22 protein-coding genes are annotated in these 22,562 nt (G+C 59.9%); 3 read left to right on the top strand and 19 right to left on the bottom strand.

Going from position 1 to position 22,562, the window contains the following annotated elements; translation table 11 throughout:
- Both E0F99_RS15515 and E0F99_RS15510 read right to left on the bottom strand, forming a co-directional pair.
- Positions 1 to 1,761, bottom strand: a 1,761-nt coding sequence (locus E0F99_RS15515; RefSeq protein WP_130908814.1) for a 3-hydroxyacyl-CoA dehydrogenase NAD-binding domain-containing protein, incomplete at its 3' end; no start/stop codon positions are given.
- Positions 1,762 to 1,777: 16 nt separating this feature from the next.
- Positions 1,778 to 2,983, bottom strand: a complete 1,206-nt coding sequence (locus tag E0F99_RS15510; protein WP_083357237.1) for an acetyl-CoA C-acetyltransferase — start codon at positions 2,981 to 2,983, stop codon at positions 1,778 to 1,780.
- Positions 2,984 to 3,632: 649 nt separating this feature from the next.
- On the opposite strand from E0F99_RS15510, the gene E0F99_RS15505 reads away from it, so the two are divergent.
- Positions 3,633 to 4,439, top strand: a complete 807-nt coding sequence (locus E0F99_RS15505; RefSeq protein ID WP_083360376.1) for a c-type cytochrome — start codon at positions 3,633 to 3,635, stop codon at positions 4,437 to 4,439.
- Positions 4,440 to 4,588: 149 nt separating this feature from the next.
- Here the strand turns inward: E0F99_RS15505 and E0F99_RS15500 are convergent, their stop codons facing one another.
- From E0F99_RS15500 to E0F99_RS15435, 14 genes are all read right to left on the bottom strand, one after another.
- Positions 4,589 to 5,392, bottom strand: a complete 804-nt coding sequence (locus E0F99_RS15500; protein WP_083357236.1) for a transglutaminase family protein — start codon at positions 5,390 to 5,392, stop codon at positions 4,589 to 4,591.
- Positions 5,389 to 6,339, bottom strand: coding sequence for an alpha-E domain-containing protein (locus E0F99_RS15495; RefSeq protein ID WP_083357235.1), 951 nt, complete (start codon positions 6,337 to 6,339; stop codon positions 5,389 to 5,391). The genes E0F99_RS15500 and E0F99_RS15495 overlap by 4 nt, the downstream gene beginning before the upstream one ends.
- Positions 6,340 to 6,343: 4 nt before the next feature.
- Positions 6,344 to 7,753 (bottom strand): circularly permuted type 2 ATP-grasp protein, encoded by a 1,410-nt coding sequence (locus E0F99_RS15490; RefSeq protein WP_083357234.1) that lies wholly within the window; start codon positions 7,751 to 7,753, stop codon positions 6,344 to 6,346.
- Between the two features lie 408 nt (positions 7,754 to 8,161).
- A complete protein-coding gene (locus E0F99_RS15485; RefSeq protein ID WP_003193463.1) occupies positions 8,162 to 8,503 on the bottom strand; it encodes a ribonuclease E inhibitor RraB in 342 nt (113 codons plus the stop codon).
- Positions 8,504 to 8,716: 213 nt separating this feature from the next.
- A complete protein-coding gene (locus tag E0F99_RS15480) occupies positions 8,717 to 8,953 on the bottom strand; it encodes a hypothetical protein (RefSeq protein ID WP_083357233.1) in 237 nt (78 codons plus the stop codon).
- A gap of 103 nt (positions 8,954 to 9,056) precedes the next feature.
- Positions 9,057 to 9,662, bottom strand: coding sequence for an START domain-containing protein (locus E0F99_RS15475; RefSeq protein ID WP_083357232.1), 606 nt, complete (start codon positions 9,660 to 9,662; stop codon positions 9,057 to 9,059).
- Between the two features lie 54 nt (positions 9,663 to 9,716).
- The gene (locus E0F99_RS15470; RefSeq protein WP_083357231.1) at positions 9,717 to 9,971 is read right to left on the bottom strand and encodes a YkgJ family cysteine cluster protein; all 255 of its coding nucleotides are present in this window, start codon (positions 9,969 to 9,971) and stop codon (positions 9,717 to 9,719) included.
- A 159-nt stretch (positions 9,972 to 10,130) separates the two neighbouring features.
- Positions 10,131 to 10,622 carry a translation initiation factor 2 gene (locus tag E0F99_RS15465; protein WP_083357230.1) on the bottom strand — a complete coding sequence of 164 codons (492 nt, stop codon included), beginning with the start codon at positions 10,620 to 10,622 and terminating at the stop codon, positions 10,131 to 10,133.
- A 104-nt stretch (positions 10,623 to 10,726) separates the two neighbouring features.
- The gene (locus tag E0F99_RS15460; protein WP_130908813.1) at positions 10,727 to 12,166 is read right to left on the bottom strand and encodes an aminotransferase-like domain-containing protein; all 1,440 of its coding nucleotides are present in this window, start codon (positions 12,164 to 12,166) and stop codon (positions 10,727 to 10,729) included.
- A gap of 273 nt (positions 12,167 to 12,439) precedes the next feature.
- A complete protein-coding gene (locus tag E0F99_RS15455; protein ID WP_083357228.1) occupies positions 12,440 to 13,255 on the bottom strand; it encodes an OmpA family protein in 816 nt (271 codons plus the stop codon).
- The gene (locus E0F99_RS15450; protein ID WP_083357227.1) at positions 13,252 to 13,614 is read right to left on the bottom strand and encodes a DUF4398 domain-containing protein; all 363 of its coding nucleotides are present in this window, start codon (positions 13,612 to 13,614) and stop codon (positions 13,252 to 13,254) included. The genes E0F99_RS15455 and E0F99_RS15450 overlap by 4 nt, the downstream gene beginning before the upstream one ends.
- 9 nt (positions 13,615 to 13,623) lie before the next feature.
- Complete coding sequence (locus tag E0F99_RS15445) at positions 13,624 to 14,433, bottom strand: substrate-binding periplasmic protein (RefSeq protein ID WP_083357226.1); 810 nt, start codon at positions 14,431 to 14,433, stop codon at positions 13,624 to 13,626.
- A 79-nt stretch (positions 14,434 to 14,512) separates the two neighbouring features.
- Positions 14,513 to 15,442, bottom strand: a complete 930-nt coding sequence (locus E0F99_RS15440; protein ID WP_083357225.1) for an electron transfer flavoprotein subunit alpha/FixB family protein — start codon at positions 15,440 to 15,442, stop codon at positions 14,513 to 14,515.
- Positions 15,443 to 15,444: 2 nt separating this feature from the next.
- A complete protein-coding gene (locus E0F99_RS15435) occupies positions 15,445 to 16,194 on the bottom strand; it encodes an electron transfer flavoprotein subunit beta/FixA family protein (protein WP_025857810.1) in 750 nt (249 codons plus the stop codon).
- Positions 16,195 to 16,714: 520 nt separating this feature from the next.
- On the opposite strand from E0F99_RS15435, the gene E0F99_RS15430 reads away from it, so the two are divergent.
- Complete coding sequence (locus E0F99_RS15430; protein WP_083357224.1) at positions 16,715 to 18,379, top strand: electron transfer flavoprotein-ubiquinone oxidoreductase; 1,665 nt, start codon at positions 16,715 to 16,717, stop codon at positions 18,377 to 18,379.
- 93 nt (positions 18,380 to 18,472) lie between these two features.
- On the opposite strand, the gene E0F99_RS15425 is transcribed toward E0F99_RS15430, so the two are convergent.
- Positions 18,473 to 19,363 (bottom strand): AraC family transcriptional regulator, encoded by an 891-nt coding sequence (locus E0F99_RS15425; protein ID WP_083357223.1) that lies wholly within the window; start codon positions 19,361 to 19,363, stop codon positions 18,473 to 18,475.
- Between the two features lie 182 nt (positions 19,364 to 19,545).
- On the opposite strand from E0F99_RS15425, the gene E0F99_RS15420 reads away from it, so the two are divergent.
- On the top strand, positions 19,546 to 20,598 hold the full coding sequence (locus E0F99_RS15420) for an NAD(P)-dependent alcohol dehydrogenase (protein ID WP_083357222.1): 1,053 nt from the start codon (positions 19,546 to 19,548) through the stop codon (positions 20,596 to 20,598).
- On the opposite strand, the gene E0F99_RS15415 is transcribed toward E0F99_RS15420, so the two are convergent.
- Both E0F99_RS15415 and araH read right to left on the bottom strand, forming a co-directional pair.
- On the bottom strand, positions 20,599 to 21,402 hold the full coding sequence (locus E0F99_RS15415) for an IclR family transcriptional regulator (protein WP_130908812.1): 804 nt from the start codon (positions 21,400 to 21,402) through the stop codon (positions 20,599 to 20,601).
- Positions 21,403 to 21,596: 194 nt separating this feature from the next.
- The gene (gene araH, locus E0F99_RS15410; protein ID WP_083357220.1) at positions 21,597 to 22,562 is read right to left on the bottom strand and encodes an L-arabinose ABC transporter permease AraH; all 966 of its coding nucleotides are present in this window, start codon (positions 22,560 to 22,562) and stop codon (positions 21,597 to 21,599) included.

Genomic DNA, 22,562 nt, shown 5'->3' with positions numbered 1-22,562 from the left:
GCGGTTGTATTCATTCACCAACAACTCGATCACCGCTGTGGCCGGATGCGTCGGCAGCGCCTTGCCTTCGTCCTGTAGATCCTTTGCCGTTTGCTTTCGGATGTGGCTCATTAAGCTGAGCGACACTTCATCGGATACCGCCAACGGTCCGACCGGCATGCCGGCCTTGCGCGCTTCGGTTTCGATCATCGGCGCGGCCACGCCTTCGCCAAGCATGGCGATACCTTCGTTGGTGAAGGTACCGAACACCCGCGAGGTAAAGAAGCCGCGACTGTCGTTGACCACGATCGGGGTTTTCTTGATTTGCAGTACGAAATCAAAACCTCGGGCCAGGGTTTCGTCGCGGGTGTGGGCGCCCTTGATGATTTCCACCAGCGGCATCTTGTCGACCGGGCTGAAGAAATGCAGGCCGATGAACGCGCCTTGATCGGGCACGGCGCGGGCCAGACCGCTGATGGGCAAAGTCGAGGTATTGGAGGCGATTACTGCGTCAGCACCGACCACGCTTTGCGCGGCAGCCGAGACTGTGGCCTTGAGTTCACGATCCTCATAAACAGCCTCAATGATCAGATCGCAGCCCGCCAGGTCAGCATCAGAGGCCGTAGGAAGAATCCGCGCCAAGGTGCTTTCGCGCTGTTCGGCGGTCAGTTGCCCACGACTGACCTTCTTGTCCAGCAGCGTGGCCGAGTGCGCCTTGCCCTTTTCGGCCGCCGCCAGGGTCACGTCTTTGAGCACGACTTCAATGCCCGCGCAGGCACTGACATAGGCGATGCCCGCGCCCATCATCCCCGCGCCGAGCACACCGACTTTGCGTGTGACGTACGGCGTAAAGCCGTGTGGCCGTGAGCTGCCGGCGTTGATCTCATTGAGCTGAAACCAGAACGTGCCGATCATGTTTTTCGCCACCTGCCCGGTGACAAGTTCGGTGAAGTAGCGGGTTTCGATCAGGTGCGCGGTGTCGAAATCCACTTGGGCGCCTTCCACGGCGGCGCAGAGAATTTTCTCCGGGGCCGGGAAGCAGCCAGAGGTTTTGCTGCGCAAAATCGACGGTGCAATCGCCAGCATCTGCGCCACTTTTGGGTTTGAGGGCGTGCCGCCGGGGATCTGATAGGCCTTGTTGTCCCACGGTTGTTTAGCGTCAGGATTGGCCAGAATCCAAGCGCGAGATTTCGCCAGCAGCTCATCGCGATTTGCCGCAAGCTCATTGATCAACCCCGCCTGCAACGCCTGCTGCGGCCGCACTTTTTTGCCTTCCAGCAAATACGGCAAGGCCTTTTCCAGCCCCAGCATGCGCACCATACGCACTACTCCGCCACCGCCCGGCAACAGCCCTAGGGTGACCTCCGGCAAGCCAAGCTGTGTCGACTTGTCGTCCAACGCGACGCGGTAATGGCAGGCCAGGCAAATTTCCCAGCCGCCACCGAGTGCCGCGCCATTAATCGCGGCCACCACCGGCTTGCCGAGGGTTTCCAGGCGGCGCAATTGCGCCTTCAGCACTAACACGCTGTCGTAGAAAACGTTTGCGTGGGCCTTATCGACTTTGATCAATTCATTGAGGTCGCCGCCGGCAAAAAAGGTCTTTTTGGCCGAGGTGATCACCACACCGGCGATGTCATCCTTTTCCGCTTCCAGGCGCGCCAAAGAGGCCGCCATGGCCTCGCGGTACACGCCGTTCATGGTGTTGGCGCTCTGGCCGGGCATGTCGAGGGTCAGTACCACGATCTGGTCCTGGCCTTTTTCGTAACGAATGGCTTCGGTCATGACAGGTTCCTTGGGCTCAGAGGCGTTCGATGATGGTGGCGATGCCCATGCCACCGCCGACACACAGAGTGGCCAGGCCATAGCGCTGCTGGCGCACTTGCAGTTCGTCGAGCAGGGTGCCGAGGATCGCGCAGCCCGTGGCGCCCAGCGGGTGGCCCATGGCGATGGAGCCGCCGTTGACGTTGACCCGTGCGGCGTCGATTCCCATGTCCTTGATGAACTTGAGGACGACTGAGGCAAACGCCTCGTTGACTTCGAACAGGTCGATGTCTTCCACACGCAAACCGGCCTTGGCCAAGGCTTTGCGCGTGGCCGGTGCCGGGCCGGTGAGCATGATGGTCGGGTCGGTGCTGGTGACCGCGGTGGCGACAATCCTTGCCCGTGGTTTAAGGCCCAGCTCGCGGCCTTTGGCCTCGGAGCCGATCAACATCAGCGCCGCGCCGTCGACAATGCCGGAGCTATTGCCCGGCGTGTGCACGTGGTTGATGCGTTCCACATGGCTGTAGACCCGCAACGCCGTCGCGTCGAAGCCCATCTGCCCCATCATTTCAAAGCTTGGCTTGAGCTTGCCGAGGCCTTCGAGGGTGGAGTCGCCACGGATGAATTCATCATGGTCCAACAGTACGATGCCGTTCTGGTCGTGCACCGCAATCAGCGACTTGTTGAAGGAACCGTCCGCGCTGGCCCTGGCGGCTTTCTGCTGGGAATGCAGGGCGAAGGCGTCGACGTCCTGGCGGGTGAAACCTTCCAGGGTCGCGATCAAATCCGCGCCGATGCCTTGGGGTGTGAAGTGGCTGTGCATATTGGTGTACGGATCGAGCACCCAGGCGCCGCCATCGCTGCCCATCGGCACGCGCGACATGGATTCGACGCCGCCGACCACCACGAGGTCTTCAAAGCCGGAGCGCACTTTCATTGCGCCGAGGTTCACTGCTTCCAGGCCTGAGGCACAGAAGCGGTTGATCTGTACGCCGGCGACGCTGATGTCCCAGTCCGCCACCAGCGCGGCGGTCTTGGCGATGTCGGCGCCCTGGTCGCCCACTGGGGTCACGCAACCGAGGACGATGTCATCCACCTGGTGCGTATCAAGGTCGCTGCGCTGTGCCAGAGCGGTGAGCAGGCCTGCCACCAGGTTTACCGGTTTGACGCTGTGCAGGGCGCCGTCGGCCTTGCCCTTGCCGCGGGGCGTGCGTATCGCATCAAAGATCAAAGCTTGGGTCATGACATCCTCGAACGCTGTGCGTGTGTGCCCCTACCTTAGGCCCGATTGACACGGTTTCAATGACCGATGCGCTCATTGCTTTTGACCCTCACGCTCGGACGAACGGTAGGGTGCTATGGGATACCTCGGGTTAATCGTTTTAGCGGTCTAGCCAAGGCATTGGCGCCAATATGGCGATATGCCTCATGCTTTTTTAAGTAGAAATGCTGTTTAGCTGATACGAAATGAGTCTAAGCCGCGAAGAACGAGGGCTCTAAGGTTCAATCAGTAAGAAGCTGCTGCCGGGTTTTGCTGGAGCAGCCGTAAGAAAAGCGACACGTCACGTTGCGAGACTGAAGAAAAACCGGCACGCATTTGACGCTCAGGAATAACAACAAAAGGCATTCAGCCATGTTCAAGCATTCGAAAGTACGTCAGGCGGGACTTATTCTGTTCGCCACCACACTGATTCTGATCCTACCCAATTTAACCAAGGTTATTGGGTGACGACGCGAGCCTCACATTCAGAGCACTCATTGCACCAGGACTGCAGCTTTTGGCAGCACCTGCCGGGACATTGCCTATAGCGGTCCTGTTGCAGGGGCTGTCTTTTTGCATGCAGATTTGCGGTATCGTGGGCCACATCACCACTTCCCACCGGGCCCTGTCCTTGAAATCAATCCTCGCCGCCCTCGCCCTGATGTTTGCCTTACCCACTTGGGCTGCGCAATTAACTATCGAACTGGATCACACCCGCAAAACGTGGCAGACCGCCGACCTGCTCACGCACCCGGATGTTCAAACGGTGCAGGTCGTTGATGATGTTTCCTACAAGCGCAACATGACTTATCGGGCGGTGCCGTTGGCGTCCTTGCTTCCAGGCGTGAAGCCGGACAATCATTTGCAAGCCGTGGCCCTGGATGGTTTCGCCGCCGAGCTGACGGCTGCACCGCTGTTGGAAAACCACGGCGCCCGTGCCTGGCTGGCAGTGGAAGACCCCGCCCACCCATGGCCTGCGTTGGCGGCGGGTAAACCGAGTGCCGGACCGTTTTATCTGGTGTGGACTGACCCGCAGGCTGGCCCTATCAGCCCTGAGCAGTGGCCGTTCCAGATAGCCGGGATCAAGCAATTGAAGACAGTGGCCGAGCGTTTTCCAGCCTTGTTACCTGACCCGAAACTGGCCGCGAATGACCCGGTCAACAGGGGCTTTGCGCTGTTCCAGAAGAACTGCCTGGCGTGCCACCGACTCAATGGTGCCGGCGATGCGCAGGTAGGGCCGGACCTGAATATTCCCTACAACCCTACGGAGTATTTCAGCGGGGACTTCCTCAAGCGTTATATCCGCGACCCGCAAAGCATGCGGCATTGGCCACAGGCAAAGATGCCGGCGTTTGCTGCCAGTGTGTTGCCGGATGGCGAGCTGGACTTGCTGGTGGCGTATTTGAAGCATATGGCGGGACGTAAACAGCAGCCGTGAGCCTTGCAAACGTTCTGAAAACACCACCGCTTACTGTGGAAGCTGGCTTGCCTGCGATGGCGGTGGGTCAGCTACAAATGGGTTAACTGACAGGCCGCTATCGCAGGCAAGCCAGCTCCCCCCTTGATCTAGTTCGCCGGTAAAGACGGTTATTGCTGCTGCACCGAAAGCACCGGCGTCGGCGCCACAAACACCTTGGCGTGCATCTGCTCGTGCCCGCCGCCACGGCGCATGCCGCGTACCGGGCAGGCGTCGAGGTAATCCAGGCCTACGGCCAATTTCAAATGCCGCTCGGGCCGCGCCAATTGGTTGGTCACATCAAAGCTGTACCACGCGTCATCCAGCCAGGCTTCGGCCCAGGCGTGGCTGGCCAGGTGAGTGCTGTCCTCAGTGTACAAATACCCCGACACATACCGCGCAGGAATGCCCAAGCTGCGTGCACAGGCCAGAAACGCATGGGTGTGGTCCTGGCACACGCCCGCACGCCCCGCGAAGGCTTGGGCGGCGCAGGTGTCGACGTCGGTGGCGCCGGGCGTGTAGACCATCGACTGGTTGAGGGCGTGCATCAGGTCGATCAACGCGCTGCGGTCGCGACGTTGATGGCAATGCTGGTCAGCGAACAGGCGCAAGGCCTCATCGGGCTCAGTCAGGCGCGTACTGCGCAGAAATGGGAACGCCGACTGGCTCTCGTGTTCGGCCTCGCGCAACTCATCGATATCCACCTGGCCACGGGCGCCGATGATGATGGCGTCGTGGGGGTCGTCCAAGGTCAGCACATGCAGGATATTGCCAAACGGGTCGACCTGGGCACGCACCGGGCGTGGCAAATCCAGCTGCCAACTGAGCACGTGCTGGCGTTCGCTGTCGTGGGGTGTGAGGCGCAGGTACTGGATGCTCGCGCGCACTGGGTCTTCGTAGTGGTAGGTGGTTTCGTGGCTGATGGAGAGTCTCATGCGGCCTCCAGGTAGGCACTGTAGATGGCGTCGCCCAGTTGGCGCACCAAGGGGATAAAGTCGGTCAGCCAGACGTGCAGGCCTTCCTCAAGGATTTCATCAATAGCAGTAAAGCGCAGCCGTGCGTCCATCTCGGCGGCCAGGCGTTGGGCCGGGCGACCGTTGAGGCCGGGCAGGCTGGCGAGGATCTGGTCGATCTCTTCGCTGCAGGCGCGCAGCGAACGCGGCACGTCAGCGCGTAACAGCAGCAATTCCGCCACTTGCCGGGCACCCGGCGCGTCGCGGTAGATCTCGGTGTAAGCCTCGAACGACGACAAGGCACGCAGCAAGGCGCTCCACTGATAGTAGGCGTGGGCCGTGCCGTCAGTGACGGCGGCGGCTTGGTCGCCAGCCATTTCGTAGCGGGCGTCGAGCAGGCGCAGGGTGTTGTCGGCGCGCTCGATAAAGGTACCCAGGCGAATAAAACGAAAAGCATCGTTACGCATGATGGTGCCGTAGGTGGCACCACGGAACAGGTGCGACCGTTCCTTGACCCACTCGCAGAACCGGCTCATGCCGTAGCGACTCAGCCCCTGCTGGGCAATATCGCGAATATCCAGCCAAGTGGCGTTGATATTTTCCCACATGTCGGCGGTGATTCGCCCACGCACCGCGTGGGCGCTGGCCCGCGCGGCACCGAGGCAACTGTAGATGCTGGCCGGGTTGGCCGCGTCCAGCGCGAAAAAGTGCAACAGGCGCTCGGCATGCAATTCGCCGTGGCGTTCGTGGTAATCCTCCAAGGTGCCGGTGATCAACAGCGGCATGGCCAATTCATGCAGGCCATCACCACGCCCATCCTGCGGCATCAGCGACAGCGAATAGCTGACATCGAGCATGCGCGCGAGGTTTTCAGCGCGTTCCAGGTAGCGCGACATCCAGTACAAATCCGAGGCAGTTCTACTTAACATGGCATCAGTCCTCGACCACCCAAGTGTCTTTGGTGCCGCCGCCCTGCGACGAGTTGACCACCAACGAGCCTTCGCGCAGAGCCACGCGGGTCAAGCCGCCGGGCACCACACGGGTTTCCTTGCCGGACAACACGAACGGCCGCAGGTCGATATGGCGCGGTGCGATACCATTTTCGACGAAGGTTGGGCACGTGGATAAACACAGGGTCGGCTGAGCGATATACGCGTGGGGCTTGGCTTTGATGCGGGCACGGAAGGCTTCGATTTCCGCCTGGGTAGACGCGGGCCCGACCAGCATGCCGTAGCCGCCGGAACCTTGAGTTTCCTTGACCACCAAATCCGGCAGGTTGGCCAGCACGTGTGACAATTCATCGGGCTTACGACACTGAAACGTAGGAACGTTCTTCAGGATAGGCTCTTCATCCAGGTAAAAACGGATCATCTCGGTGACGAAGGGGTACACCGATTTGTCATCCGCCACCCCGGTGCCAATCGCGTTCGCCAGTACCACATTGCCCGAGCGATACGCCGCCAGCAGGCCGGGCACACCGAGCATGGAGTCCGGGTTGAAGGCCAGCGGGTCGAGGAACGCGTCGTCGAGGCGACGGTAGATCACATCGACCGCCTTGGGGCCGTCGGTGGTGCGCATGAACACACGGTCATCGCGCACAAACAGGTCGGCGCCTTCCACCAATTCAACGCCCATTTCGCGGGCCAGGAAGGCATGCTCGAAAAACGCGCTGTTGAAGCGCCCCGGCGTCAGCACCACCACGCTGGGGTTATCCAAGGGGCTTGAGCTTTTCAGCGTGTCGAGCAGCAGGTTGGGGTAGTGGTCGATGGGCGCGATGCGCTGCGCGGCGAACAGTTCGGGGAACAGGCGCATCATCATCTTGCGGTCTTCGAGCATGTAGCTGACGCCGCTCGGCGTACGCAGGTTGTCTTCCAGCACGTAGTAGGTGCCGTCGCCATCGCGTACGAGGTCGACGCCTGAGATGTGGGAATAAAGATCGCGGTGCAGGTCCAGGCCCTGCATGGCCAACTGGTACTGCTCGTTGGCCAGCACCTGTTCGGCGGGGATTATCCCGGCCTTGATGATGCGTTGTTCGTGGTACAGGTCGGCGAGAAACATGTTCAGCGCCTTGACCCGTTGGATGCAGCCGCGTTCAACGATCCGCCACTCACTCGCCGGAATACTGCGTGGGATGGTGTCAAAAGGGATCAGGCGCTCGGTGCCCTGCTCATCGCCATAAAGGGTGAAAGTGATGCCGGCGCGGTGGAACAGCAAATCGGCTTCGCGCCGGCGCTGCGCCAGCAGTTCAGTTGGGGTTTCGGCCAACCACCGGGCGAACTCGCGGTAGTGGGGGCGGACCTGCCCTGCCCCGTCGTACATTTCATCGTAATAAGTGCGGGTCATGCCGTACTCCTTGTCACCCGGGCGTTAGAACCATCGCAAGGCCCGCGCCATCGGCATAAACACTTAAAAATCAGTAAGTTGAATAAACGCCGAAATCTGATCGCACCGTCCTGGTGCGCAGAATGCCCGCTGTCGCGTCCCGCGCTTCATCGCAATGCGGGCTTTGACTATCAACAGCATAGTCAGAGTTGATTTCACTGCCCGCCCGCCGCTGCGGATAATCCCCCCCATCAGCTGAACAGGATGTGTCCTGAGGTTTCAGCGAACCGCTCTTCCCTTTAGGCCACCCTCTTTGGGTGGCTTTTTTTTGGTGCAAGAAAAGTAACTTGTCCACTTGGGAAATTTCAGACGGCACAAACAAAATCGGCCGACCCAAAGGTCAGCCGATACGCTGCGTTTTTCATGACACTACATGGGTAACCCACGCACCTCCTGCTTGACGCCCCATCCCTCGATGATCCCACCCAAAGGCTCGACCACCGCTTCAAAGTCTTGCTCGAAGTCTCCTATGCCGTCGTAGGTTGCGAACATGATTTTGCTCAGTTCCAGGTACCAGGCGCCATCATCGCGCGCGCTGACCTGGGCATTCAGGGATTCACCACGAAATCGACCCGCAGCCCTGCGCGCCCGTTCCTCATCCGGGAATATGGCGTAGAACTCAATGGGGTGAAAACGTGAGAAGTCAAAGCCGCCCTCTTTCATGCGGCGCAGTACGTTGGTGCTGATGTCTTCTTGATAGGCTGTGCTCATGAAACGTCCTCCTCAAACTGATGGATAGACTTTCCGTGCTTCCCGAAGACCGCGCCCTGCTGGCGCCGGTGCTACGGCATTAACGACACCGTGGGAAAACAAGCATGTAGCTGACAAGACCAGACCTTAGCGATTCATTCGCTGATCTCCCTTGCAGAGTAGCGCGAAGCTATCACCTCCACCAGAGGCGCTTGAAAGGCATACAGGGGATGTTCAGGCGGCAGGCGATATGTCGAGGATTTGAATGCTGTTCTGGTCTTTCAGAATCTTGACCGTAGGCTCGGGTTTGCGGCCTTCCAGGTCATTGAGGTCAAGTTCGGCGGCCACGGGCACCAGCTTGTTGCGAATCATGTGCGCCGCATCTTCGAGGCTGGGCTTCTGGTCGCAGTTAAACTGCTCTACGGACTTTACGCCGTGATCATCAACGAAGGTAATCTGCCACTTTTGCATCGGTGCCTCCTCGATAAAACCCGTGTGTGGGCTTACAACTATCTGGACCTTGAGGGCTCGGCAAACGTTCCACTCATGTCCGGAGGCACCGGATTAACTGCGCTTATTTTTCAGCGTGTTCTTTCAAGGCTTTCAAGGTGTTAAACGGCGCGTCCACCACAAACTTGTTGGCCAGCCAGGATGGCACGCTGCCGCCTGGCTCGGTGTGCACCTGGTAGGTCACTTCGGTCTGGTTATCGCCTTTTGGCACCAACTTCCAGTAGCCATCCACTTGGGCGACGCGTACGTAGCCTTTCACTTGCGGCTGATAGGTCGGTACTTCCAGCAGCTTGCGCGTCACGCTGCCATCGGCGGCCTTGGAGGTGGTGATTTCGAGGATCGAATCACGGTCGCTCACCGGGAACGGGGCCTTGAACTGGGTGTAGGTCCAGCTCTTGTCGCCTTCGGTCTTGAGCAGTTTTTGCGATTTGCATTCGTGGATCCAGGAGCAGGCACCGGCCACGTCTTCCTGCAGGGCCAGGATCTTGGCAACGGGTGCCTTGATCAAGGTGACACCGCGATACGCCTTGTATTTGGAACCGGCAATTTCGCTCAGGGACACCTTGATACCGTCTTCGTCCTTGGCGACTTGCCAATCCTCAGCCTGGGCAGTGGCAGCAAACAACACCGTAAAACCGCACAGCACAGCCATTCGTTTCAGCGAACCCATTGTTGTATTCCTTATTGTCGACGTTCTGAAAGTAAGTTCCGATAGTAAAGCCCATCAAGCCGCCGTCATCTGCTCCCACCAGCCGATCAACCGGATCGCATCGGCCTGGTCGTTGCCACAGACATCCAGATCTGCCTTGAAATCACTGCACACCGCTGGGCGTTCCGGTTGACCAAACAGCAGGCATAGCTGTTCGACCGACAGGTGCAGGCAGCGTTCGCCCGCCGGTTTGCCATGGGGCATACCCGGCAACGGTGAGCTGATGGAGGGGGCAATGCAGCATGCGCCACAGCCTTCACGGCATTTCATGACCAGCAGGTCCTCGACAACTCAATGGATGGCCGGGCTAGGGTACGCCCTTAAACAGCCGTTTTAAAATGGTCCAACAGGGGTTTTTCGCACAAAACAAAAGTGACTGACCAGTCTGCGACAGATGGTCGGCGGACGACGTCACCTTTGCGGGAAAAATTATTGCTTGAATTCGAAATCCAGCGCGGCACCTTCGATATCGCGCCGCTCTTCGTTGCGCAGTTGCAGCTTCATTTCATTGCTGAGCAAGCGGCCGTTGATCTGGAAGGCGCTGTTGTCGGAGGGCTTTTCATCAAACATAGGCGGCAGCAGCGGCACACTCTTGGGTTGGGGCATGGTGCCGATGGGCTGCAAGTGCCTGACCATTTCCGACGGTAGGGACAGATCCAACTTTGCCGGTGGCAGCTTGGTTTGTGCCACTTCATGAGCCGATTTGGACTTGCTCGCAATCGGGGCGCGCTTTTTAACCGCAGCGGCTTTCTTCTTGGCTGCCGGGGCTTTCTTAGCGGGTGTGTGTTTTTTTGCAGGTGCCTTCTGTTCGACGCTGGCAGCGGGCTTGGCTTGCGTCACGGGCTGAGCCGCCAGCACGGTGCCGACGTTACACAGGCTCAACAGTCCAATCACCACAGCAGCACGAAAAGTAGAAGTCATATTGCCAACAGCGTTAACGGCAGAGGGCCATATGCTCGCTTGTTGTGCACGGCATGACAAGTCTGATGATTAGCCCGCTATCGTCGCTGTCCCCTTTGCCCACTTCAAAAGCCGGCTGCGGTTTCCTGGCACAACTGGCTTGCCAGCATTCCCAACGTCATCAGTGCCCGCTCTGCCTCGCGGTTCCACGGCGTGCCGCAGTTGAGGCGAATACAGTGGTTGAACTGTTCCGTGTTACTGAAGATTACCCCCGGTGCGATGCTGATGCCCTGTTGCAGTGCGCGCACGTGCAGTTCCTGGGTGTTGACCCGACCAGGCAAACTGACCCACAAGATAAAGCCACCGTTCGGGCGGGTCATTTGCGTGCCCTCCGGGAAATACTGCTGCACCGCCAGCTGGAAGGCGCTGAGGTTCTTGCGATATTCCTGGCGAATGTAGCGCAGGTGCCGGTCATAACCGCCGTTTTCCAGGTACGCCGCAACGCCCATCTGGGTGACGCTGCAGGCCGAGTGGGTGCTGAACATCTGCAGCCGCTGGAGTTCCTGTTGGTACTTGCCGGCGATCATCCAGCCGATGCGTACGCCGGGGGACAAGGTCTTGGAAAAGCTTGAGCAGTAGATCACCCGGTCCAGACGGTCATAGGCTTTCAGGGCCTTGGTGCGGCCCAGTTCGAACATCAGTTCGCCGTAGATATCGTCCTCGACAATCTGGATATCGAAATCCGAGGCCAGACGCAGCAACTGTTTCTGGCGCTCCTCGGGCATGGTCGCGCCCAGGGGATTGCTCAGGCGCGTAGTCAGCACCAACGCCTTGATCGACCATTGGTTGGCGGCCAGTTGCAGGGCCTCAAGGCTCATGCCGGTGGACGGGTCGCTGGGGATCTCGATAACTTTGAGGCCCAGCAAGTCGGCCAACTGCAGCAAGCCGTAATAGGTGGGGGATTCGGCGGCGATCAAGTCGCCCGGGCGGGTCAGCACGCGCAACGACCTCTGCAACGCATCGACACAGCCGTGAGTGATCACCACTTCGGACGGGTCCACCACCACGCCGGCATCGCGCATGCGAATCGCCACTTGGCGACGCAGCGGCTCAAAACCGGGGCTGAACATGTAACTGAATGCACGTGGGCTCTGGAAGCGCGTGACCTTGGCCAACTGCTGGTGCAATGCGCGTACCGGCAAGTAATCGACACTCGGCACGGCTGCGCCTAACGGGAACACGCCTTCGCGGCGCGACTCGACCAATACTTGCTGGATGATACTGCTGCGGGTGACCAACCCAGGGCGCTCGACCCGTGCGATGTCCGGCGTTGGCGCCGTCAACGCAGGCGTCTGGTGCACGTAATAGCCCGACTGCGGCCGAGCCCGGATCAGGCCCTGGTCCTCCAGGTTGGCGTAGGCCTGCAACACCGTGGCGTGGCTGACGTTGAGCTGGGCACTCATTTTGCGCACCGAGGGTACGCGCTCACCGGGCTGATAGACACCACGGCGGATGTCCTCAGCCAGTTGCTGGGCGATACGTTGGTAGAGCAACAGATTGGTCATGACGCAGCACTCGATTTCACGGGTATTTTATTTTTGTGTGAAACATACCGGCACAGTTTAGAAGTGTACGGGGACAGTTGCGAGAATAGTCGAGCACGAGCGGCAGTGATAGAAAAAACTGTAGGGGTGTTTAACATGAAAAACCCGATCAGCGATCGGGTTTGCTTTAGGTAGGAGCTGGCTTGCCTGCGATGCGGGCACCTCGGTGTATCTGGCTGAGCGAGGTGATGCTATCGCAGGCAAGCCAGCTCCCACACAAGACCGTGCCGGGTCTTAGCGCGCGGCGCCCAGTTGGCCCTTCTCATCGGAGAACACAATTTCCACCCGACGGTTCTGCGCACGGCCACGTTCGGAGGCGTTGGCTTCGACCGGATACTGGTCGCCATAGCCCTCGACCTGAATACGTTTTTCGTCGATGCCCAGGTCCATCAGTACGTCGGCCACCGATTGCGCACGGTCGCGGGACAGTTTGAGGTTTTCCTGCTCGCCACCGGTGTTGTCGGTATAGCCCTCGATACGCACCACGCGCTTGGGGTTCAACTGCAGGAACTGCACGATCTTCAGCACGGTGCGGTTGGCCGAGTTTTCCAGCTCTGCCTCACCGGTGTCGAACAGCACGTCGCCCAATGTCATCACCAGGCCGCGATTGGTCTGGGTGGTGGTCAGGCTGGCGATTTGCTCTTCAAGCCACTTGCCCTGCTGCTGCACACTGGCCAGCTTGTTTTCACGCAGGGCCAGTTGCAGGCGTTGGCGTTCCAGTTCGAGCTTGGTGCCGCGCTCGGCATTGAGCCCCTGTTCGGTGTGTTCGCGAGCGATCGCGCTGTAGCGCTGGCTCAGGTAAGCGTAATGCACCACGTCGGCGCCGCTGCCCCAATAGCCGGACAAGCGATCGGCGCGGGCCAGGGATTCACCGGCGCGAATCACATCCTTGGGCGCGAAGCGCAACACGTTGGCGTCTTCCTTGACCGTCTGGAAGTCATTGCCGGCCTGTTGCAACGCCTGCTCACTATTGGCCTGGCCGGCGCAACCACCCAGGGCGGCGCTACTGAGCAGCAACACACAGCTCAAACCACGGATCATCGGGCTCATTGGGCCTCTCCCAACTGCAATTGCTTGCGCAGGCGGGTGATGCGGGTGTTGAGCACGTTCAGTTGCTCCTGGCTTTTCTGGGTCAGAATCTTGGCTTCGGCGAGGCGCGCGTCCAGCTCGGCTTGTTCGGCCCGCATGCGCGCGCGTTTATAGGATTCGTCGGCCATATTGGCCTTGGCCCTGGCGAACTTGTCTTCGGCCAGTTTCAGCTCTGGCGAATCATCGGTGCTGGCACCCACGGCGCTGGCCTGTTCCAAGGCTTGCTGAGTGAGGCGTATTTGTTCATTCGGCGCAGGATCGGCTGCACATCCCGCCAAAGCGACAACGGCGAGGGCCGCGAAAAGAGGTCGAATAGTCACTGTAGATCCTTACTTTGCTGGGGTGCCGACGGGTTGCTGCAATTGCGCCTTCCAGCGCTCGAGGTTGCGTTGCGTTGCCGCTTGCACCACACCGGACGCGGCCAATTCTGTCATCTTTTTGGCTAACTGTCCGCGCAGCCACGGATCATTGCAGGCGGAGTTGTGTGAAATCGCCAGGTACAGACCGGGCTGATCAACGGGGTCTTCGCGCGCGACCAGGTCATTGCTCATGCCCAAGGTCTGGGCCATGGCCATGCCGGAGTAACGCCCGGCGAGGACGTAGTCCACGTCACCCAGCAACAGTTTCTGGAAGGCGGGCGTAAGGCTGGGCAGGCGTTGCAGGCTCAGTTGCTGGCCGGCGAATGCTTCGAAGTCGGCACTCAAGCGTGCACGTTCCGAGACCGCGCCCTTGTGGCCGTGCAGGTCGGCGGCCGTGGTGTAGACCAGCGCCGAATCCTTGCGTGTCCAGACCAGATAGTCGAGCTGCACCAGCGCCGGGTGGATGTAGTCGAGGGTTTCCAGTTCGCCCACGTTCAGCGGCGCATCGGCGAGGATGTCCATGCGCCCGCTGCGCACTTCATCCAGGGCCTGGGAGCGTTTGCCGCCGTAGAGCAGGTCAAGTTTAAGCCCGAGGTCCTTGGCCACTTGTTGCAATACATCAGCGGTGGCGCCGATCAGGTGGGTCGGGTCTTGCGGGTCGCGCCATAGCAAGGGCGGTGCGTCCGGGCTGCCGGTGATCACCAGGCGCTCACATTTGCCGGCGGCCAGCGTCAGGCTCGGCAGTAGCGACAGGGCTAGCAATACGGGACGCAGATCCATGGCGGTTTCTCCAGGTTAAAAAAGGCGCAAAAAAAAGCCCGGTCCAAAGACCGGGCTCTTTATAAGTGAAGCCGCTGGATTAGACCAGCTTCGAAAGCTCTGGTACGGCTTCGAACAGGTCCGCAACCAGGCCGTAATCAGCCACCTGGAAGATCGGTGCTTCTTCGTCCTTGTTGATCGCAACGATCACTTTGGAGTCTTTCATACCGGCCAAGTGCTGGATCGCGCCGGAGATACCGACGGCGATGTACAGCTGTGGCGCAACGATTTTGCCGGTCTGGCCGACCTGCATGTCGTTGGGTACGAAACCTGCGTCGACGGCCGCGCGGGAAGCGCCGACCGCCGCGCCCAGCTTGTCGGCCAGGGCGTACAGGTGCTTGAAGTTGTCACCGTTCTGCATGCCACGACCGCCGGATACGACGATCTTGGCAGCGGTCAGCTCAGGACGGTCCGACTTGGCCAGCTCTTCGCCAACAAAGCTGGAAGTGCCAGCGTCGTGGGCAGCGCAGACGGCTTCAACGGCAGCCGAACCACCTTCAGCAGCAACCGGATCGAAACCGGTGGCACGCACGGTGATGACTTTGACGGCAGCAGTCGATTGCACGGTGGCAATGGCGTTACCAGCGTAGATCGGGCGCTTGAAGGTGTCGGCACTTTCAACCGAGATGATCTCGGAGATCTGGTCAACGTCCAGCTGCGCAGCAACGCGTGGCAGGATGTTTTTGCCGTTGGAGGTGGCAGCGGCCAGGATGTGGCTGTAACCAGCGCCCAGCTCTGCTACCAGCGGAGCCACGTTTTCCGGCAGTTGGTGAGCGTAGGCGGCGTTGTCGGCTAACAGTACTTTGCTCACGCCCGCGATTTTCGCCGCGGCTTCAGCCACGGCGCCAGCGCCTTGACCGGCTACCAGCAGGTGAATGTCGCCACCGATTTTCGCTGCGGCAGCCACGGTGTTCAGCGTGGCCGGGGCCAGCACCGTGTTGTCGTGTTCTGCGATTACCAAGATAGTCATGATTAGATTACCTTCGCTTCGTTTTTCAGTTTCTCGACCAGTTCAGCCACCGACTTGACCTTGATGCCCGCGCTGCGTGCAGCCGGTGCTTCAACCTTGACGGTCTTGTTGGTGGAGGCGGTGGAAACGCCCAAAGCTTCTGGAGTAACCGACTCAAGCGGTTTCTTCTTGGCTTTCATGATGTTTGGCAGGGACGCGTAGCGCGGCTCGTTCAAACGCAGGTCGGTGGTCACAATGGCCGGCAGTTTCAGCGAAACTGTTTGTGCGCCGCCGTCGATTTCACGGGTCACAGCTACGCTGTCGCCGCTCACTTCGACTTTGGAGGCGAAGGTGCCCTGGCCGTAACCGGTCAGCGCAGCCAGCATCTGGCCAGTCTGGTTGTTGTCGCTGTCGATCGCTTGTTTGCCGAGGATCACCAACTGAGGCTGTTCCTTGTCGACAACGGCTTTGAGCAGCTTGGCCACGGCCAGGGAGGTCAGCTCTTCAGCCGACTCAACCAGGATAGCGCGGTCGGCGCCCAGTGCCAGGGCAGTACGCAACTGCTCTTGAGCAGTGGCAGGGCCGATGGAAACCACGACGATTTCAGTCGCCACGCCTTTCTCTTTCAGGCGTACGGCTTCTTCCACAGCGATTTCGCAGAAAGGGTTCATCGACATCTTGACGTTAGCGAGGTCGACGCCGGAATTGTCCGCTTTGACGCGAACTTTCACGTTGTAATCGACAACGCGTTTGACAGCTACAAGAACCTTCATGGATTCCTCGTTACTCTCCGGTGAAAAGAAAGTCGCCTAGGCGAACCTGGCGGTTGATGCTCATCGGCACACAAGGGCACCTCCAAAAACCTCGGCGGATGACACAGCGATAGGGAAATGATGACCGTTCGTCAGGGGTGACTGAGAGGTCATTCTTTATCGCAGCGTGTAAACTGCGCGCCATCGCTTGGGCGCGCGTCACCTGTCTTGCTTTTGGACGTGCTCTTGAAACCTGCGGTATGCCTACGGTATGCGCAAAACCGACCGTATATTGACCGGAACACCTATTCTGGTCAATACGCCAAAATAGCCAGTCATAAGCCGCGTCTCTTTGATTTACCTAGCCTGCGGGCAATTCAAACAAACGTTTGTATTGGACGCTGACAGTGGTGTAGATATAATGCGCCACCTAGAGAGAAAGGTGGGTCAACTCTGCCGCGAATGCAGCGATGACGAACACGACACCGAACCTCCACCCATTAGAAAAAAAGCCTGTTGAGCCTTGAGTAGGAGATAGCCTGTGGAACGCGAATACATGGAATTCGACGTGGTCATCGTCGGCGCTGGCCCGGCAGGCCTGTCTGCCGCCTGCCGACTGAAGCAGAAGGCCGCCGAAGCCGGTAAAGAAATCAGCGTCTGCGTGGTCGAGAAAGGCTCCGAAGTCGGTGCGCACATTCTCTCCGGTGCCGTGTTTGAACCACGCGCCCTGAACGAACTGTTCCCGGACTGGAAAGCACTCGGCGCCCCGCTCAACACCCCCGTGGTGCGCGATGACATCTATGTACTGCGCAGCGCCGACACCTCCACCAAGGTTCCCGACTTCTTTGTGCCCAAGACCATGCACAACGAAGGCAACTACATTATCTCGCTGGGCAACCTGTGCCGCTGGCTGGCCCAGCAGGCTGAAAACCTGGGCGTGGAAGTCTACCCAGGCTTCGCGGCTCAAGAAGCGCTGTTCGACGAAAACGGCGTGGTGCGCGGGATCATCACCGGCGACCTCGGCGTCGACCGTGAAGGCCATCCAAAAGAAGGCGTGTACACCCCTGGCATGGAACTGCGCGGCAAGTACACGCTGTTCGCCGAAGGGTGCCGTGGCCACATCGGCAAGCAACTGATCCAGCGCTTCAACCTGGACAGCGACGCCGACGCCCAGCACTACGGCATCGGCCTGAAGGAAATCTGGGAAATCGACCCGGCCAAGCATCAGCCAGGCCTGGTGGTACACACCGCCGGTTGGCCGCTGGACATCATGAGCAACGAGAACACCGGTGGCTCTTTCCTTTATCACCTGGAAAACAACCAAGTGGTCGTGGGCCTGATAGTCGATCTGTCCTACAGCAACACCTTCCTGTCGCCGTTCGATGAGTTCCAGCGCCTCAAGCATCACCCGGTGCTGGCCCAGTACCTGGAAGGCGGCAAGCGTATCAGCTACGGCGCGCGTGCCCTGGCCAAAGGCGGTATCAACTCGTTGCCGAAGATGGTCTTCAAAGGCGGCGCCTTGATCGGCTGCGACCTGGGCACCATGAACGTGGCCAAAATCAAAGGCAGCCACACCGCGATGAAATCAGGCATGCTCGCGGCTGACGCCGTGGCCGAGCGTCTGTTTGCCGAATCCGAAGGCGGCGACGAGTTGACCAACTACGTCGACAGCTTCAAAGCCAGCTGGCTCTACGAAGAGCTGTTCGCCAGCCGCAACTTCGGCCCGGCGATGCACAAGTTCGGCCCGATCATCGGCGCGGGCTTCAACTGGTTCGACCAGAACATCCTCGGCGGCAAAATGCCGCTCACCTTGCACGACACCAAGCCGGACTACGCCTGCCTGAAGCTCGCCAAGGACAGCACGAAGATCGACTACCCCAAACCCGACGGCAAGCTGAGCTTCGACAAGCTCAGTTCGGTGTTCATCTCCGGTACCAACCACGAAGAAGAACAGCCGTGCCACTTGAAGTTGAAAGACCCAAGCATCCCGATCGGCACCAACCTGCCGCTCTACGACGAACCGGCGCAGCGCTACTGCCCGGCTGGCGTGTATGAAGTGATTACAAAGGAAGACGGCGAGAAGCGCTTCCAGATCAACGCCCAGAACTGCGTGCACTGCAAGACCTGCGACATCAAGGACCCTTCGCAGAACATCACCTGGGTGACGCCGGAAGGTGCGGGTGGGCCGACTTACCCGAACATGTAAGTCATCGGCTTGAACAGAAGGCTCCCGGACGGGAGCCTTTTTTGTGGCCGATAACTACCAGTCGACCCGATCAAATGTGGAAGCCTGGAGGAATTAGGCCGCCCGCTCATCCCCGGGATTGCGCAGGAAGTAGCGCTTATATTCGCGACTGAACTGCGACGTGCTCTGATACCCCACGCTGTGCGCCGACTGCGCCACGCTCAAACCGTCCACCAGCAGCAACTGCTGCGCCTTGAGCAAGCGCAAACGCTTCAGATACTGCACCGGCGACAACAACGTGCAGCGCTTGAAATGCTCATGAAAGGTCGACGCACTCATGTGCGCATAACTCGCCAGCGTCTCGATATTCAGCGGCTCGGCGTAATGGGCATGCAGGTGATTCAACGACGTGGCGATCCGTGAAAACTGCCCCTGCTGCTCCACCAATGCGCGTAGCACATCGGCCTGCGGCCCACGCAAGGCGGCGAACAATAACTCGCGCACCCGCGCCGGGCCCATGATCCGGCTTTCCAGCGGATCGTGCAGGCACTGCAACAGCCGCTCGACGCAACCGCGCATGGCGTCATCCAACACCACCGAACTCATCGACTCCAGGGTCTGCGCGGTCGGCGGCGGCCCTGCCTGAATACCCATGGCCATGACCAACTCGCCCAGCACCACACGGTCGATGCCCACCGTCACGCCATACAGCGGCGCATTCGGCAGGGCAAAAGTCTCGCATTCAAACGGCACCGGCATCGCCTGGATCAGGTAATGCCCAGCGCCATACTCCAGCGTACGCGGGCCCAGGTACGCGACTTTGCTGCCCTGGGCGACGATCATCAGACTCGGCTCATAGATCTGCGGCCCACGCGCCACGTCGCAACTGGCGCGCAGGACCTTCACACCCGGCAGGTGGGTCGGGGAAAAACCGTCGCGGGGCGTAAGCCCTTTTATCAAGGCCACCAGCGTGGCGTTGGCGTCGAGATGGCGGGTCAACAACATGGCAAAAAACTTCGCGAAAAAGGGATAAGAACATCATCGCAGGTCTGAGGGCACATAAATCCAAACCTGGGGCACTGTCGGACGAATAGGCATGAGGTTCGGAGCAATCGCCATGGCCGGCTCAGGGGGTGGCGCTCAGAATGGCCCGCCTTACCTGTCACTGCTTTCGCGAGGTTTTCACTATGTACACCGCCATCGGTTATGCCGCCCAGTCGGCGACCACTCCCCTCGCCCCTATGTCATTCGAACGCCGCAGCCCGCGCGCCGATGACGTGGCCATCGAGATTCTGTACTGCGGCGTGTGCCACTCCGACATCCACCAGGCACGCAACGAATGGGGCATTGCCGTGTACCCGCTGATGCCGGGCCACGAGATTGTCGGCAAAGTCACCGCCGTCGGCGCCAGCGTCACCGCACACAAAGTCGGCGACCTGGTCGGCGTAGGCTGCATGGTTGATTCGTGCCGTCATTGCGACGCCTGCCATGCGGACCTGGAGCAATACTGCCTCGAAGGCCCGACCATGACCTACGCCACCCCGGACCGGGTCGATGGCAGCAACACCATGGGCGGCTACTCCGACAGCATCGTGGTCAGCGAGCACTTCGTGGTGAAAATCCCGGCCAAGCTCGACTTGGCCAGCGCCGCGCCGATCCTGTGTGCCGGCATCACCACCTACTCGCCGCTCAAGCACTACGGCGTAAAGGCTGGCGACAAAGTTGGCATTCTGGGTATGGGCGGCCTGGGCCACATGGGCATCAAGTTCGCCAAAGCGATGGGCGCAGAAGTCACGCTGTTCACCCGCTCCGCGAGCAAGGCTGAGGAAGGCCGTCGCCAGGGCGCCGATCACGTGATCGTGTCCACCGACGCCGACCAGATGAAAGCCGCCGCCGGCAGCTTTGACTTCCTGTTGGACACCATTCCGGTGCAGCACGATCTGAACCCCTACCTCGACGTGCTGCGCTTTGACGGCGTGCACATCCTGGTCGGCCTGATCGAGCCGGTCGATCCGCCGGTCAACGCCGCCAAGCTGGTGTTGGGTCGTAAAGTGCTGGCTGGTTCGTTGATCGGCGGCATTGCAGAAACCCAGGAAGTCCTGGATTTCTGCGCCGAGCACGGCATCACTTGCGACATCGAAATGCTCGACATCCGCCAGATCAACGAGGCTTACACGCGCATGATCGCCGGTGATGTGAAGTACCGCTTTGTCATCGACATGGCGACCTTGAAGGTCTGATCAGGCCTTCGCGCCCAACTCAGCTGATAGCCGCGCTGCGACCTGTTTGATCACAGGAATCAGCTCGGCCATTTTCTCCAGCGGCATGTAGGGCACGGTACTGGCGATGCTGATGCCGGCGACGATTCGCCGGCTGGCATCGCGCACCGGTGCCGCCACACAACGGATCGACGGCTCGTTATCTTCCAGGTCGAACGCATAACCGCCCTCCACGTATTCGTGCATGCGCTGCTCGAACTGCGCCCAGGATTGCTCCGGGTGCTGCGGCCATTGCTGGCTCTTGCCTGCGGCTGGCAGGCTGGCGTCATACAAACGCTGCCACTCCTGCACCGAGTCATCCAGCAACATGGCCTTGCCCACACCCGTGCGCGCCAGCGGCATGCGATGGCCGACCCGCGAGCGCATTTCCGGGCCATTGCGGCCGGGGTTCTTGTGCAAATAAAGCACATCGTCGTATTCGCGAATCGCCAAGTGGATGGTGTCGCCGGTCAGCGCCGACAGCTCATCCAGATAGGGCACCGCGAGGCTTACCAGCGGCAGTTCTTCGCGTGCCTGAAAGCCCAGTTCAATCAGCTTCGGCCCCAGCAGGTAACCGACTTGAGGCACCACGCGCAGGTAACGTTCTTCCACCAGGCAACTGGCCAGGCGGTGGGTGGTGCTGCGGGTCGTGCCGATGCGCTTGGCGATCTCTTTCAAGTCGCGCGCACCGGCCGCCACCGCTTGCACCACGCCCAGGCCACGCAGCAGGGTCGGGGTGCCGGTGGGCGCGGCGTCTTTGACGGGAGTGTGGGCGTTTTCCTGCATATCGGGCCTATTGGGAAGTACGAAAACGGCGCCATTATGGCAAATGCTGAACCTCAATACAGTGGAGATCCAAATGTGAGAGCGGGCTTGCTCGCGAATGCGGTGTATCAGACGCAGATGTGCAAACTGACATACCGCATTCGCGAGCAAGCCCGCTCCCACATTGGATTTTCAGTGTTGTTGAGACCGGGTTTCTAACGTTGCTTCATACGGTCGATAATCACCGCCAGCAACAGGATCGAACCGCGGATCACGTACTGGTAAAAGGTGTCGATGTTCTTCAGGTTCATCGCGTTCTCGATGATCGCCAAAATCAACACCCCGGCAATCACATGGCGGATCATGCCGATGCCGCCGCTCAGCGAGACACCGCCCAACACACAGGCAGAAATTACCGTCAGCTCGAAACCTTGCCCGATCATCGGCTGGCCGGAAGTCATGCGCGAGGCGAGGATCACCCCGGCCAACGCGCCGATCAAACCATGCACGGCAAAGATGATGATCTTGGTGCGATCAACGTTTACCCCGGCCAGCAACGCCGCTTCCTGGTTACCGCCGATAGCCATGGTGTTGCGCCCGTAGGTGGTGTAGTTGAGCAGCCAGCCGAAGAACACAAAACACAGCACGGTGATGATGATCGGCACCGGCACGCCCAGCAGTTGGCCGTTGCCGAACACGAAGAAGCGCTCGTCCATCACGCCGACGGCCTTGCCGCTGGAGAAGATATAGGCCAGGCCACGCACGATCTGCATGGTCGCCAAGGTGGCAATCAACGCATTGATGCGCAGTTTGGCGATGACGATGCCGTTGATCAGCCCCACCACCAGACCCATGGCCAAGGCCGCCGACACGCCGAGCACCACGCTGTCGGTGTCACGAATCACAATCCCCGCCACCACGCCGGCGCAGGCAATCACCGAGCCCACCGACAAGTCGAAGTGCCCCGACGCCAGGCAGAACAACATGGTGCACGCGGCAATCCCAACCGTGGAAATCGCCAGGCCCAGCCCGCGCATATTCAGCGGCGAAAGGAAGTTATCGATAAACAGCGCGCTGAGCACAAAGATGCTCAACGCGGCGAGCAGCATCACCCAATCGTCCAGAAATTTGCGTTGGTTGAAGCCTGGCCAGAAGCCTTTTGCAGTTTTTACCTGGGACAT

Origin of the sequence: Pseudomonas antarctica, from assembly GCF_900624995.1 — a bacterium.
GTDB classification, from domain to species: Bacteria; Pseudomonadota; Gammaproteobacteria; order Pseudomonadales; family Pseudomonadaceae; genus Aquipseudomonas; species Aquipseudomonas antarctica.
The sequence above is the reverse complement of the archived record's forward strand: the minus strand, read 5'-3'. Positions and strand labels throughout refer to the sequence as shown.